14 protein-coding genes and 1 riboswitch are annotated in these 13,404 nt (G+C 57.7%); of the genes, 6 read left to right on the plus strand and 8 right to left on the minus strand.

What is annotated here, in order from left to right; genetic code table 11:
* Positions 1-43: 43 nt before the first annotated feature.
* From ACLBWT_RS02795 to ACLBWT_RS02805, 3 genes are all read right to left on the minus strand, one after another.
* Positions 44-1,123, minus strand: a complete 1,080-nt coding sequence (locus tag ACLBWT_RS02795) for a Gfo/Idh/MocA family protein (RefSeq protein ID WP_048748908.1) — start codon at positions 1,121-1,123, stop codon at positions 44-46.
* A 207-nt stretch (positions 1,124-1,330) separates the two neighbouring features.
* On the minus strand, positions 1,331-1,531 hold the full coding sequence (locus ACLBWT_RS02800; protein WP_447661546.1) for a copper ion binding protein: 201 nt from the start codon (positions 1,529-1,531) through the stop codon (positions 1,331-1,333).
* Positions 1,532-1,727: 196 nt separating this feature from the next.
* Complete coding sequence (locus ACLBWT_RS02805) at positions 1,728-2,204, minus strand: DUF523 domain-containing protein (protein WP_447661547.1); 477 nt, start codon at positions 2,202-2,204, stop codon at positions 1,728-1,730.
* A 100-nt stretch (positions 2,205-2,304) separates the two neighbouring features.
* Between ACLBWT_RS02805 and ACLBWT_RS02810 the strand changes: the two genes are divergently transcribed.
* On the plus strand, positions 2,305-2,946 hold the full coding sequence (locus tag ACLBWT_RS02810; RefSeq protein WP_447661548.1) for a hypothetical protein: 642 nt from the start codon (positions 2,305-2,307) through the stop codon (positions 2,944-2,946).
* Between the two features lie 63 nt (positions 2,947-3,009).
* Here ACLBWT_RS02810 and ACLBWT_RS02815 read toward each other — a convergent pair whose 3' ends face one another.
* The 3 genes from ACLBWT_RS02815 to ACLBWT_RS02825 are packed head-to-tail and all read right to left on the minus strand — an operon-like array spanning position 3,010 to position 5,967.
* On the minus strand, positions 3,010-3,900 hold the full coding sequence (locus ACLBWT_RS02815) for a glycine betaine ABC transporter substrate-binding protein (protein ID WP_447661685.1): 891 nt from the start codon (positions 3,898-3,900) through the stop codon (positions 3,010-3,012).
* A gap of 26 nt (positions 3,901-3,926) precedes the next feature.
* On the minus strand, positions 3,927-4,772 hold the full coding sequence (locus ACLBWT_RS02820; protein ID WP_447661549.1) for an ABC transporter permease: 846 nt from the start codon (positions 4,770-4,772) through the stop codon (positions 3,927-3,929).
* Positions 4,750-5,967 carry a quaternary amine ABC transporter ATP-binding protein gene (locus ACLBWT_RS02825; RefSeq protein WP_447661550.1) on the minus strand — a complete coding sequence of 406 codons (1,218 nt, stop codon included), beginning with the start codon at positions 5,965-5,967 and terminating at the stop codon, positions 4,750-4,752. Before ACLBWT_RS02825 ends, ACLBWT_RS02820 begins: the two co-directional genes overlap by 23 nt.
* Before the next feature lie 242 nt (positions 5,968-6,209).
* Between ACLBWT_RS02825 and ACLBWT_RS02830 the strand changes: the two genes are divergently transcribed.
* Entirely contained in the window at positions 6,210-6,779 is a 570-nt protein-coding gene (locus ACLBWT_RS02830; protein WP_447661551.1) for a GbsR/MarR family transcriptional regulator, read from the plus strand.
* A gap of 132 nt (positions 6,780-6,911) precedes the next feature.
* On the opposite strand, the gene ACLBWT_RS02835 is transcribed toward ACLBWT_RS02830, so the two are convergent.
* The gene (locus tag ACLBWT_RS02835; protein WP_447661552.1) at positions 6,912-7,403 is read right to left on the minus strand and encodes a C40 family peptidase; all 492 of its coding nucleotides are present in this window, start codon (positions 7,401-7,403) and stop codon (positions 6,912-6,914) included.
* Between the two features lie 3 nt (positions 7,404-7,406).
* A riboswitch (cyclic di-AMP (ydaO/yuaA leader) is annotated at positions 7,407-7,540 on the minus strand.
* A 365-nt stretch (positions 7,541-7,905) separates the two neighbouring features.
* Between ACLBWT_RS02835 and ACLBWT_RS02840 the strand changes: the two genes are divergently transcribed.
* Positions 7,906-9,228: a glycosyl hydrolase family 18 protein gene (locus ACLBWT_RS02840; protein ID WP_447661553.1), complete on the plus strand. Its 1,323-nt coding sequence runs from the start codon at positions 7,906-7,908 to the stop codon at positions 9,226-9,228.
* 87 nt (positions 9,229-9,315) lie between these two features.
* On the opposite strand, the gene ACLBWT_RS02845 is transcribed toward ACLBWT_RS02840, so the two are convergent.
* Positions 9,316-9,771, minus strand: coding sequence for a CBS domain-containing protein (locus tag ACLBWT_RS02845; RefSeq protein WP_447661554.1), 456 nt, complete (start codon positions 9,769-9,771; stop codon positions 9,316-9,318).
* A gap of 178 nt (positions 9,772-9,949) precedes the next feature.
* Here ACLBWT_RS02845 and ACLBWT_RS02850 point away from each other — a divergent pair, with 178 nt between their 5' ends.
* The 3 genes from ACLBWT_RS02850 (at position 9,950) to ACLBWT_RS02860 (ending at position 13,353) form a co-directional block, all read left to right on the plus strand.
* Positions 9,950-10,399 (plus strand): MarR family winged helix-turn-helix transcriptional regulator, encoded by a 450-nt coding sequence (locus tag ACLBWT_RS02850; protein WP_447661555.1) that lies wholly within the window; start codon positions 9,950-9,952, stop codon positions 10,397-10,399.
* A 162-nt stretch (positions 10,400-10,561) separates the two neighbouring features.
* Positions 10,562-10,858: an ArsR/SmtB family transcription factor gene (locus ACLBWT_RS02855; RefSeq protein ID WP_447661686.1), complete on the plus strand. Its 297-nt coding sequence runs from the start codon at positions 10,562-10,564 to the stop codon at positions 10,856-10,858.
* Complete coding sequence (locus ACLBWT_RS02860; protein ID WP_447661556.1) at positions 10,858-13,353, plus strand: DsrE/DsrF/DrsH-like family protein; 2,496 nt, start codon at positions 10,858-10,860, stop codon at positions 13,351-13,353. Before ACLBWT_RS02855 ends, ACLBWT_RS02860 begins: the two co-directional genes overlap by 1 nt.
* The last annotated feature ends 51 nt before the right edge of the window (positions 13,354-13,404 follow it).

Genomic DNA, 13,404 nt, shown 5'->3' on the forward strand with positions numbered 1-13,404 from the left:
AAACGGTCCTCCCCGTCGCCGGGATAGGACCGCTTTTTGCTGCTTAGTCGAAGTACACCGTCTTGCCCGTGCGGGCCGATTCGTAGATCGCTTCGAGAATCTCCGTCACGACAAGCGCCTGCTCCGGCTTCACGACCGGTTCCGTATCGTTGAGGACGGAATCGATCCATGCGGAGCATTCCACGTCGATATCGCGCTGCGACGTGCCGCTGTAGAAAGCGACGCCTCCTGCGTTCAGATCGATTTCCTTGACGTACAGGCGGCTGCTGTCCTCGCCGTTGATCCGGAGGCCGCCCTTCATGTCGGCTCCGCCTTCCGTGCCGCTGAGCGAGCACTTGGCTTCGTCGATGTCCAGCGTGTTGAGCGCCCAGCTCGCTTCAAGCACGATCGTCGCGCCGTTCTCCATCTTGATGAAGCCCATCGCGGAGTCTTCCACGGTGAACTTGGCCGGGTCCCACGGTCCCCATGCATTGGCCGCGTTTTCCTTGGAGCCGAGCTTATGGAAGACCGAGCCCGTCACCGACACCGGCTTGTAGTTGTCCATCATCCACAGCGTCAGATCCAGCGCATGCGTGCCGATATCGATAAGCGGTCCCCCGCCTTGTTTTTCCTCATCCAAAAAGACGCCCCAAGTCGGAACGGCGCGGCGGCGGATCGCATGCGCCTTGGCGTAATAGATCTCTCCCAGCTCTCCGGCCTCGCACACCTTCTTGAGATGCTGGCTGTCCGGGCGGAAGCGGTTGTTGTACCCGATCGTCAGCTTCTTGCCGGAGCGGCGCGCCGCCTCCAGCATCGCTCTTGCTTCCTCGGCCGTCTTGGCCATCGGCTTCTCGCACATGACATGCTTGCCGGCATCCAGCGCGGCGACCGAGATCGGCGAATGCGAATCGTTCGGCGTCAGCACATGCACGATATCCAGGCTGCCGTCCTTCAGCAGCTCCTGATAATCGGTATAAACGGCTGCGCCTTCAATGCCGTACTGGTCCGCGGCCTGACGCGCCTTCTCCTCGACGATATCGCAAAATGCCGCAAGTTCCACGTTTCCGTTCTGGCTCAATGCCGGCAGATGCTTGCCGTTCGCGATGCCGCCGCAGCCGATGATGCCCACACGCAGTTTGCTCATTGTCCAACCTCCGCAACTTGTAATTGAAAGCCCTTACCCATCTTTAATGTACCACAGAGCCTGGACGGAAAAGACTAGCGAATGAGGACATTCTATATGCAAAATTGCGACATCGCATCCGTGTCATGCAGCATGAATACAAAAAAGGAAGGAAACGAGCGCTTGCCGCTCGCATCCTTCCCTGTTGAAGCAGGCCTATCCGTTCAATTAAACGACATCGTAGCCTTGCTCTTCGATGACTTCCTTGATCGCCTGCACGGACAGCTTGGAATCGTCGAATTCCACCGTTACTTTGCCGGATGCAAGGTCGACCTTCGCGCTGCCGCCCGCATTCCGGACCGCGCCTTCGACGGAGCTGACGCAATGCCCGCAGGACATTCCCTTTACTTGAAGAACTTCTGTCGCCATCTATTCCACATCTCCTTCAGGCTCTGCCGGAGCCGGGATTTGAATGCTCTTTCCATTCCAATATACCCCCCAGGGGTATGTATGTCAAGCCGGATTGTTCCTTGCTTATTCATGCTCAATCTCCGAGGCGCAGCCTCGCTCCTTATTATGAGCATACCGCCAGCAGAACCATTCCCGCCCTCTCGGCACGACATGTTCATCCTTGAGCACCGCTCGCCCCTTCCCATTCCTGCATCTCTTCCTCCGACAGCACGCGAATCCCGTGGCGGCGCAGCAAAGCCGCCGTGACGCCGCTGCCGGAAATTTTCATGCCATTGAAATGGCCGTTATAAATGGCGGCGCTGCCGCAGGACGGGCTGTTCTCTTTGAGAATGACGGTATCGGCGCCGACCGTCCTCGCCTGTTCCAGCGTCTTGTACGCCCCCGCCAGATAGAGATCCGTGACATCGAGGCCGGATCGGTCCACGACGCGCGCAGCGCCGTCCAGGACATCCTCTCCGCCGCCTCCCTGGATCTCCGCCGGTTCGCGAGGGGTAGAGAAGCCTCCCATAAGCTCCGGACAGACAGCGGCGGCGCGCCCGTCGCGGAGCATCTCCCTGATCGTCTCGCTCAAGCAATGCGTCCCGTTGTACCTGACCTCATGCCCGGCCAGACAGGAGCTGACCAGAATCATGCGCCTCGCCTCCTTTCTGCCTTTCATTTCTGCCTTTCATTATAATACGGCGCGACAGACAGCTCCATCCCTTCCTTCGCCGGAAAAAGAATGTGTGCGGATGCAAGCGATCTCGATTAAAATGCTGCTGACGCAGATTGCCCGCTCCCTCGGCCTTCAGCAGAAATTCGACGAAGCCGAGGCTGTTCTGGACCAAGCGCAGACGCTGCTTGCCGATTCCCCTCCTTCGGCCCGAATTGAACGCCAAGGCGCTCCGGCTTGCCGAGAGCCCGCCCGGCTGCCTGCCGCTGGATCGGATCTCTGTATAACAACGTCGCTGGGCGAAGGTCGAGGCCGGCGAGCTGGAGGAAGCGCTCTGGAGTTGTTCGGAAGGGCGTTGAAGTTCCGCTTGAAGCAAGGAAATCCGGCGAATATCGCCATGGCGGGATGGTGCGAGGCCAAGGTGCTTCGGCGGCTCGGCCGCGTGGACGAAGCCTATGGAATTCAGCTGGAGCTCCTCGCTCAGAAGAATGCTTCCGATCCTGACGGATACGTGTACGAAGAGCTCGCCGAATGCCTGCTTGCGCTCGGAAGGCCCGATGACGCCGCGGATTATTTCGCCGCCGCTTACTCGGTCCTGTCGCAGGACCGCTGGTTTTCCGAGACTGGGCGGCTCGAGAGAATGAGGCGGCTGTCCCTCGCCAAACCAAAAAAAACCAGCCGGCGTGACGCATCGCTCGATGCGCCTGCCGGCTGGTCTTGATTCCGCCTTGCTCGGCAAGCCGCTGAAGCATCTACCCGACAGGGAGCTTGCCTCTATGACGGCTTACTTCGCCAAATCCTCGATCGAGGAAATATCCATATAAGAAGGAACGACAAGGCCAAGCTTGGTTCCCTTCAAATTCGCCCCGAGATCCTCGTACTTGTCCTTGTACTGCTCCGCGTAGTCCTTGTGCGTAATCGGCAGCCATGCCGCTACGATCGCGTCGGCGTCGCCGTTCGCCACTCCCGCCCACATCGGACCGGCTTCCACCTGCAGCAGCTCCGTCTTGTAGCCGAGGCGGTTATCCAGCACCCACGCCACAACGTTCGTGCTGGCGATCTCGGAATCCCAGGCGACGTAGGCGAGCTTGAGCGGCTTGCCGGACACCTTCTCGATGCCGTCCACCCAGCCGTCGATCAAGCCGGTGTTGTCCTTCGCCCAATCGGCGGCGGCGGCGGCCGGTTCGGCGCCTTCCTGGATGGCCATCATCACTTTGGCCATATCGGCATCCGTCCATTCGAAGCGGTCGAGGAATTCATATGCCGATGGCGCATCCTGCTTCAATCCGCCGCGTACGATCGTATGGATCTCTTCGTCCTCCCCGAACGATTTTTTGGGATCGTCCAGATATTTCAGATCATACTTCCCGAACATCCAGTGAGGCGTCCAGCCGGTGATGACGATCGGCTCCTTCTTCTTGATCGCCTTGTCGAGCGCAACGGTCATCGCCGCTCCCGAGCCTTCGACCAGCGTCCAGTCCGACAAGCCGTAGTCTTCGATAGCCCGATTGGCGGCAGCCATCAGGCCGGCGCCGGGATCGATGCCGATGATCTTGTGGCCGACCGCCTTGCCGACAGATTCCTCGCTTCCCCCGGAAGCCGTTCCATTTTCATTGCCGCTCGAAGAACAGCCCCCAAGCGCGATAGCTGCTGCAAGTCCGAGTATTCCAACCATTTTCCAAGAGTTCCGAATCAAAATATCTATCCTCTCCTGTCTGCATGTTTTTTCCCTTTGACGAGATGCTGCGTCAGCCGATCCAGGAAGATCGCCAGAATGACGATGGCCAGGCCGGCTTCGAAGCCTTTGCCCGTCTTGATCTGGCTGACGGCGCGGTACACGTCCGCTCCGATGCCCTGCGCCCCGATCAGGGAAGCGATGACGACCATGGACAGAGCGAGCATGAGCGTCTGGTTGATGCCTGCCATGATGGACGGCACCGCCAGCGGCAGCTGCACCTTGAACAGCTTCTGGGAAGGTGTGGATCCAAAAGCATTCGCCGCCTCCACCAGATCGGCGGGCACCTGGCGTATGCCGAGATTCGTCAGGCGGATCGTCGGCGGCACCGCAAAAATGACCGAGGCGATGACGCCGGGCACAACGCCCAGATTGAAAAACGTCACAGCCGGGATCAGGTAGACGAAGGCCGGCATCGTCTGCATGAAATCAAGAATGGGCGTCACGATGCTCTGCGTGCGGTTGTTCCGGGCGCAGGCGATTCCGATCGGCACGCCGAGCACGATGCTGACGATCGCCGATGTCAGCACGAGCGCCAGCGTATCCATCGTATGGTCCCAATAGCCGAGATTGTCGATCAGGAACAAGCCTACGAACGTGAACAGCGCCATCGGCCAGCGCATGATCCACCAGGCCAGCGCCGTAAACAGAACGATCAGCACGATGGCAGGCGGAAGATGGAGCAGATAAGAGAAAAAGTCCACGACGCCTTCGATTCCGGCTGAAATCGGATCGAACAGGAAGTTCATGTTCTCCTCGATGGAATCCACGACTTGGTCTACCCATTTATCAAGCGGTAGTTTCGGCAGCATCCTCGCTCACCTCCCGTCCGGAGACATGACCGGCAAGCGCTCCGAGCACGGCTCCGCGCACGATGACGCCGACGATGCGTCCCGCCTCGTTCACGACGGCGACCGGATACTTGCTGGTCCCGCATATGTCGAACAGCTCGTGGAGAAGCATCTCCGGAGTGACGACAGGGGTATCCCGGATAACGATCTCCTCCAGCGGCTGTCCGCGCTTCGCCGCTTCCGACGCGTCGTCGGCGGTGAGGACGCCGATCAGCTTGCGGCTGCGGTCCGTCACGAACAGATTGGAGATGCCGCTCTCGCGCATCAGCTGCAGGGCGACCCTGGCGCCGCGGTCGAGACCGATCGTCTCGGGACGCCGCATCACATGGGAGGCGGTGAGCACCTTGGACAAATCCACGTCCTCGACGAACCGCTCCACATATTCGTTGGCAGGATTGACCATGATTTCTTCCGGCGTGCCGATCTGCACGATCGCTCCGTCCTTCATGAGCGCGATGCGGTCCCCGATCCGCAGCGCCTCATCCAGATCATGCGTAATGAACACGATCGTTTTTTTCATCTTCTCCTGCAGCTCCAGCAGTTCGTCCTGCATATCCTTGCGGATGAGCGGATCAAGCGCGCTGAACGCTTCGTCCATCAGCAGTATTTCAGGGTCGTTCGCAAGCGCTCTTGCCAGTCCGACCCGCTGCTGCATGCCGCCGCTCAGTTGATCGGGATAACTGTCAGCCCTTTCTTCCAGTCCGACGAGCCGCAAGGCTTCCCTTGCTTTCGGCTCTCTTTCCTTCTTGGGCACTTTCTGGACCTCAAGTCCGTACTCCACATTCTCAAGCAGCGTCCGATGCGGGAACAGCGCGAATTTCTGGAAGACCATGCTGATCTTTTTCTGGCGCACCTTCCTCAGCTGCTCCGAATTCAAGCGGGTAATATCCTGTCCCGCGATGCGGATGGCGCCTCCCGTCGGCTCGATCAGCCTGTTCAGCAGGCGCACGAGAGTCGATTTCCCGCTGCCGGACAGCCCCATGATGACAAAAATTTCTCCCGGCTCGACGGCAAATTGAACCCGGTTGACCCCAACCGTATGCCGCGTTTCTTTAAAGATCCTGTCTTTGCTCCACCCTTCCGTCAGAAGCGGCAGCATTCGTTTTGGATCCTCGCCGAATATTTTCGTCACATCCGTGACTTCAATGATCGACAAGCGCTTCACCTCCTTGTGGCCTCTCTTGCGGCCAACGCTCACTCGAACTAGTCTATCGAACAATTCACGACACCGTCAACCGTTTTATCCGTATAATAAGTACGTACGGTTTTTACTGCACATACTTTACATGTCGAAATGCTCCCGTATCCTCTCTTATACTCGTTCATCAACCGCTTTACATTGCCGGGAATGTTTCTTACAATTACTTTGTCAGCCGAGAAGGCGATGAAGGAGCGGACATGATGACCAATGATTTTGCCGGCTTGGAGGCCGCGCAGGAGCAGGCAATCCAGAAGGCGCGCAAGCGCGTGATCGAGTCCATCGGCAAGAACATGGACCTGTACGGCATCACACAGTCTACAGGACTGCTGTATGGACTCATGTTTTTCCAGGACAAGCCGATGAATCTCGACGAGATGGGCCAAGCGATGGAAATGAGCAAAACCAGCATGAGCACCGGTATCCGCACGCTGGTTGATTTGAATATGGTGAACAAGGTATGGGAAAAGGGATCGCGGAAGGACTTGTATGAAGTCGAGCGGGACTGGCACCAGACTTTCGCCGATTTTTTTGTCCTGAAGTGGAGAAAGGCCGTGGAGCTCAACCTGATGGCGCTTCGCCGCTCCAAGGCGGAGCTGGACAAGCTGGCCGAGAGCAGCGGCTCGGAACCCATGCACGCCCTGATCGGCGGCGATCTGGAGAAGATCAGCCAAGCGATCGACTATTATTTGTGGCTGGACCGGGTCATCGATCTGATGGAATCCGGCGAGATTTTCAAGCATGTGCCTAAGGAAGAGCCTTCGAGCTGAAACCAAGAAAAGCCTTCCCCGGCGGGAAGGCTTTTCGGTTTTGTTGCTGGAATATAACCGACTGCGCAAAAAAGAAAGACAGGCAGCTCGCGCCGCCTGTCTCCCCTCATCCTTCCGAACCGGAGCCGTCCATCATTCCCCGGCGTCGTCGGCCGCTTCTTCCTCTTCGCTTACCATCTTGCTGTAATCCTCGCCCGTCACGACGCGGCGCGCGGTAACGTAGCGCTTGGCATAATAGGCATCGTCCAGATCCGTATACCGGACGCCCTTGCTCGAGGAGTGGGCAAACTTGCCGTCTCCGACATAGATGCCGGCATGCGAGATGCCGCGGCCGTTGGTGTTGAAGAAGACGAGGTCTCCCGGACGAAGATCATCCTTTTCCACCTTCGTGCCGGCCTTGGCCTGGGATTGGGAGGTGCGGGGCAGCTTCATGTCGAACTGGCCGAAAATATAGCGGACGAATCCCGAGCAGTCGAATCCTGCTGTAGTCGTGCCTCCATACTTGTAGGGAGTGCCGAGAACCTTGCCGATGGATGACTTCAATTCGGTGCTCGCGAACACGCTGGATGATGCGAACACGGCAATAAGAATGAAAGCGGTAATGGACATGATGACTTTCTTCACAGATGATTCTCCCTCCGGTGCCTACGAAGTTAGCTGATGGGTTCGGTAGAAGGTTCCCTAGAATTCTCTCTTGCAGAATTCATTCACCCCGAGTGGTTCCCCCGTTTTTCTTATCGAAAATTCGGCATTTATTTTGTTTCAAGCTTGTTTGCTGATGGTTAATATTCGTAGTTTTTTGTCGAACTCCTCCCTTTGGATTATTAGAAGTCTTTCATAATTCGACTTTTTCGTTCTAAGAGGGTCGTTCGCCCTTGTTTATATCGCAATAGAGATATTTTTGATGCCTATTTCTGAACAAATAGTCCTTCCCCTTTCTTCCTTTAAAGTACTCTATTCCCATTCGATAGAAATTTCTCCCTGCATTCATCCAATTTTCCCCTTTTATCGATAAACACTTTCATTGATAATGAAAGTGCTTTCAATAGATTCGAAAAAGGAGGCCGGATATTCCCTCTCATTCTTGTTTCGCCCCTATCATCCTATCCTTCAGGAGGTATCGTTCATGTTCAAACCGAACCGCCGCATCGCCGCTTCCGCGCTGAGAGTCTTGATGCTTGCCGTGCTTCTTGCCTTCTCGCTCATTCCGCAAGGCGTCGCCGTCCAGAAGGCCAGCGCTGCGGATGCATGCAGCGGAGTCGCTGCCTGGAGCTCGTCATCCATCTATACCGTCGGGCAGAAGGCGGTCTACTCCGGCACGCTGTACGAAGCCAAATGGTGGACGCAAGGCGAGCGCCCGGATCTCGCCGGAGAATGGGGAGCCTGGAAAGTGCTGTCACTCTGCTCGGCATCCCCTACGCCGACTCCTACGGCAACGCCTGCTCCTACGGCGACGCCTAAGCCTAGCGCCACTCCGACACCGACGCCGACGGCCACTCCTGTCCCTGCCGGCAAAATCATCGGCGCGTATGTAGCCGACTGGCATTTCCCCGTCATCAGCACCGTGCCGGCCGAGAAGCTGACACATGTGTTCTATGCCTTCGCCGACGCGACCTCTGCCGGTGTCAGCGGAGGGGATACGGGCAAGCTGGCGCAGCTCGTCTCGCTGAAATCCAAAAATTCGAATCTCAAGGTTCTCGTCTCCGTCGGAGGCTGGGGCCGCTCCGCCAGCTTCCCCGCAGCAGCGGCTACGGACGCGAGCCGCACGGCGTTCGCCAACAGCGCCGTATCCTATATCCGGGCCAATAAGCTGGACGGCATCGATATCGATTGGGAATATCCGGGCTCCGGCGACCGTGCGAACTATACTCTGTTCATCCAGAAGCTCCGTTCGACTCTGGACTCGGCCAGCTCGGCCGATGGACGCTCCGCCAACAAATACCAGCTTACAGCCGCCGTCGGCGCCTCCGACTACGGTCTCGGCAACATCGATATCGCCGCCGTCATTCCCTCCTTCGATTTCCTCAATGTCATGACGTACGATCTGCAGAACGGCGCGAATACCCATCACACCGCCCTGTACAACTCCTCGATGGCAAGCTACAGCGTCGATTCCGCCATCAAGCTGCTGAAGAGCAAGGGCGCTCCGGCAGCGAAGCTCGTCGCCGGAGGCGCCTTCTACTCCCATGGCTCCGGCGATTACACCTATGATGAGCTCAAGGCGAGCTATATCAACAAGAACGGCTGGACCCGCCAGTGGGACTCCACGGCAAGGGCTCCATACCTGACGAATTCCAGCGGCGGATTCCTCAGCTACGACGATGCGGAATCGCTGACGGGAAAGGTGAATTACGTGAAGTCCGGCGGACTCGGCGGCATCATGTTCTGGGAGTATGGCCAGAACATGAACGGCGAGCTGCTGGAAGCCATCTATCAAGCGATGAAGTGAACCGCGGATTGCAGAACGAAAAGAGCCCGTTGTGCCGGTCCGGCATAACGGGCTCTTTTTCGGCTTGAAAGCTGCCTGCGAGCGTCTTTAAAGAAGGGATTGAAACGATTGGCGGATGACGTCGCCGCGGCTGATGATGCCCGCAAGGAAGCCGCCCCGGTGGACCGGCAGCTTTTTGATCTGCTTCTTGCCCAGGATGGCGGCGATCTGCTCGATGTCATCCTCCACGGAAGCGGTTACAACTTTTTTCTTGGCGATCGCCATGACGTTCAAAGGAAGCAGCCGCTTCAGCCTCTCCTCATATTTATCGTTGTCGCCATTCACGACGGCCGTGAAATAAAAGGCATCGACGACAATGTCTTCATGCTTGCCGATGTATCGCATGATATCGCCGTCGCTGACGTATCCGACGATTACGTTGCGCTCGTTGACGACGGGCAGGCCGCTGATGCGGTAAGCAAGAAATCTCTCGATGACATCCCTCACGGTATCGGATTCCTTCACCTTATAAACCTTGGAGATCATAAAATCCTTGGCTTTCATCCTCATAACCCCTCGATTCCGATTTGCGGACGCTTCAAACAAGTTGTATGATGAAAGTATATACTTGAATTATACAACTACTGGACATCGTGTCAATGGTTATCCCTGCCGCCGATTGTTCATGCAGCGCCCGGATGCGCTGCCCCAAACCTATGCCGAACGATAATGAGGAATTGTGATGAACGAACTTCCTTTCGAGCAAATCGAGCTCGAGCTCTCCATCCTCTCCAGGCTCGTAGCTTCCGCCACGACCTACAAGAAGGAAGGAATGCTGGATCGATCCGCTTATTTGCTCCTTCAGCAAATCTCATCGAGGAGGTCCGCCAGTGTCAAGGCGCTCGCAGATGAATTCCGACTGGATATTTCCACTGTAAGCCGCCAGTCCGCTGCCCTGGAGCAGAAGGGCTATGCATACCGGATTCCACATCCGCAGGACGGCCGTTCCTACTCCCTGGAGCTGACGAAGGCAGGCGCCTTGGCCTTGGAGGCGAACCGGAAAGTCAGAGCCGATTATATCGCCGGGCTGCTGACGGGATGGTCCGATGAGGAGCAGAAGCAATTCGGCGCCCTCCTGGAGAAGTTCAATCGGGCCTGCCTGCAGGATCATCAAGCAGAGAGACAGCCTTAATCCTCACGGGATTAAGGCTGCTTTCATTCCGGAGGCTTAATGCCTGCCTGCAAAAAAGGAATGGACACATTTTCGGCATGAATTTCCGCCTCTTCCCTCTTGCCTTTTGTATCGTTATATTCTAATATTACGATATTAAGACGGGATGGGAGAATCAGCATGATGGACAAGAACACGAACGTAAAAGCTTACGAGAAGGCGGCCGAGCTACTCAAGGCGCTCGCCCATCCGATCCGCCTCTGCATCGTCAGAGGACTGATCGGCAAGGGCTCCTGCAATGTTTCGTATATGCAGGAATGCCTCGGGCTGCCGCAATCGACCGTTTCCCAGCATCTGCAGAAGCTCCGCGCCGCCGGCATCGTCGTGACGAGCCGCAGCGGCCTTGAAGTCCATTACTCGGTGCCGGATGCCAAAGTCCAGGCGCTTGTCCATATGATTACCGGAGAGGATGAAGCTTGATGCCTAGAAAAATACTGATCGTCGGCGGAGTCGCAGGAGGCGCTTCGGCAGCCGCGCGGCTGCGCAGGCTCGACGAAGACGCCCATATCGTCATGTTTGAACGGGATGCCTACATTTCATTCGCCAACTGCGGCCTGCCTTATTATATCGGGAATTCCATCAAGGACCGCTCCAAGCTGCTCGTCCAGACGCCGGAAGCGATGACCCGGCGCTTCGGGCTCGATATCCGCACCGAGAGCGAAGTGATCGGCCTCAATGCGGAAGCCAAGACCGTCACCGTAAGATCTGCATCGGACGGGCTCTATGAGGAAAGCTACGACGCTCTGATTCTGTCGCCCGGCGCGAAACCTCTGAAGCCGGATATTCCAGGCATCGGCAATCCGAAGGTGCATACCCTGCGCAATATTCCCGACATGGACCGCATCAAGGAACAAGTCGGCCGGGACGGCGTACGCGCGGCCCTCGTTGTCGGAGGAGGATACATCGGCGTGGAGATGGCGGAGAATCTGCGCGAGCTCGGCCTCGATGTCACCCTCATCCAGTCCGGCAGCCAGATTCTGGCTCCGTTCGATCCGGAGATGGCTTCCGCGCTGGTCAAGGAAATGGAGCAGAGCGGCGTCAAGCTGATCATGAACGATTCGGTTCAAGCGTTCGGGGATGCGGGAGAACGTATTGAAGCCCGCCTTGCAGGCGGCCGGACGGTTGCCGGCGATATCGTTATTTGGGCCGCAGGCGTCGTTCCCGACACGAATTTCCTTAAGGACAGCGGCCTGGAGCTCGGAGAGCGAGGCCATATCCGTGTGAACGAACGCCTGGAAACGAATCTGCAGGATGTGTTCGCGGTTGGAGATGCGGTCGAGGTCGTGGACTACGTCAGCGGACGGGCCGCCGCCATCCCGCTGGCCGGACCTGCCAACAAGCAGGGAAGGATCGCCGCCGACAATGCCTGCGGACTACGCAGCTCCTACAAGGGTACGCAAGGCACTTCGATCATCAAAGTGTTCGGCCTGACCGGGGCAGCCACCGGACTGAACGAGAAAATGCTGAAGCGGCTCGGCATTCCCTACCGGGTCACCGTCGTACATCCGAGCTCCCATGCCGGCTATTATCCAGGCGCCTCGCCAATGACGCTCAAGATCATCTTCAACGATGAAGGCCGGGTTCTAGGAGCCCAGGCCGTGGGAGCCGACGGTGTCGACAAGCGGATCGATTCCATAGCCGCTGTCATCCGGCTTCGCGGAAGCGTCACGGATCTGACGGAGCTGGAGCTCGCCTATGCGCCTCCTTTTTCCTCCGCCAAGGATCCCGTCAACATGGCCGGATATACGGCAGAAAACATTCTGACCGGCAGAACGAATGTGTTCACGGCAGACGAGCTCGGCTCCCGCAGCGACAGCGGAACGATGCTGATCGATGTCCGCACGGTATTGGAGCATGAAAACGGCCATATCCCTGGCTCGCTCCATATTCCGGTGGACGAGCTGCGCGAACGCCTTGGAGAACTGGACCCGGCCAAGGAAATCTGGGTATACTGCCAGGTCGGGCTTCGCGGCTATACCGCTTCGCGCATCCTGCTCCAAAAAGGCTTCTCCGTACGCAACCTGACAGGAGGGTATAAAAGCTACCAAATGGCACAGTATAAACCGAATCCACCGCAGCAGCCGCTCGTCATGATTCCGCCGGCCGGAGCCGAAGCCGCTGCCGCTGCCGAAGCGGTTGCCGGACAAGCTCCGCTGCCGAAGGAAGCTATCGCTCAAATCCATGCCGAGCTCGATGCATGCGGTCTCAGCTGCCCCGGCCCGCTTATCGAGGTCAAGCAGAAGATCGATGCCATGCAGGAAGGACAGGTGCTTCGAGTCACCGCGACCGACCCGGGCTTCTACGAGGATATAAGCGCTTGGGCGACCATGTCCCGCAACGAGCTGTTGCAGCTTGAAAAGAAACCTCGCGGCGTCATCGAGGCTTATGTGCGCAAGCCTGTCGCCGCCGAAGCAGCGGCAGCCTCTCCCCGTTCGGGCGATACGCCCGAGGGCAGCTCCCTCATCGTCTTCAGCGGCGATCTGGACAAGGCGATCGCTTCGTTCATCATTGCCAACGGCGCCGCGGCAAGCGGCAAGAAAGTAACGATGTTCTTCACGTTCTGGGGACTCAACGTCATCCGCCGTTCCGAGAAGGTGGCTGTAGAGAAGAGCTTCATGGGCAAGATGTTCGGCATGATGATGCCGCGCGGCAGCCGCAAGCTGGGCATGTCCAGGATGAATATGGGCGGCATGGGCGCCAAGTTGATCCGCGGCGTCATGAAGGGCAGCAACATCTCCTCCCTCGAAGAGCTGATCCAGACCGCGATCGGGCAAGGCGTCGAAGTCGTCGCCTGCACGATGTCGATGGACGTCATGGGCATCAAGCGCGAGGAGCTGATCGACGGCGTCAAGCTCGGCGGCGTCGGCTATTACCTCGGCAAAGCCGATCAGTCCGGCATCAACCTGTTCATTTAACTTCATCCCCGTACCGGTTTGGACCGGACGGGGATTTTTTGCGTCCGATCC

The sequence above is a fragment of the Paenibacillus sp. D51F genome, from assembly GCF_053345695.1.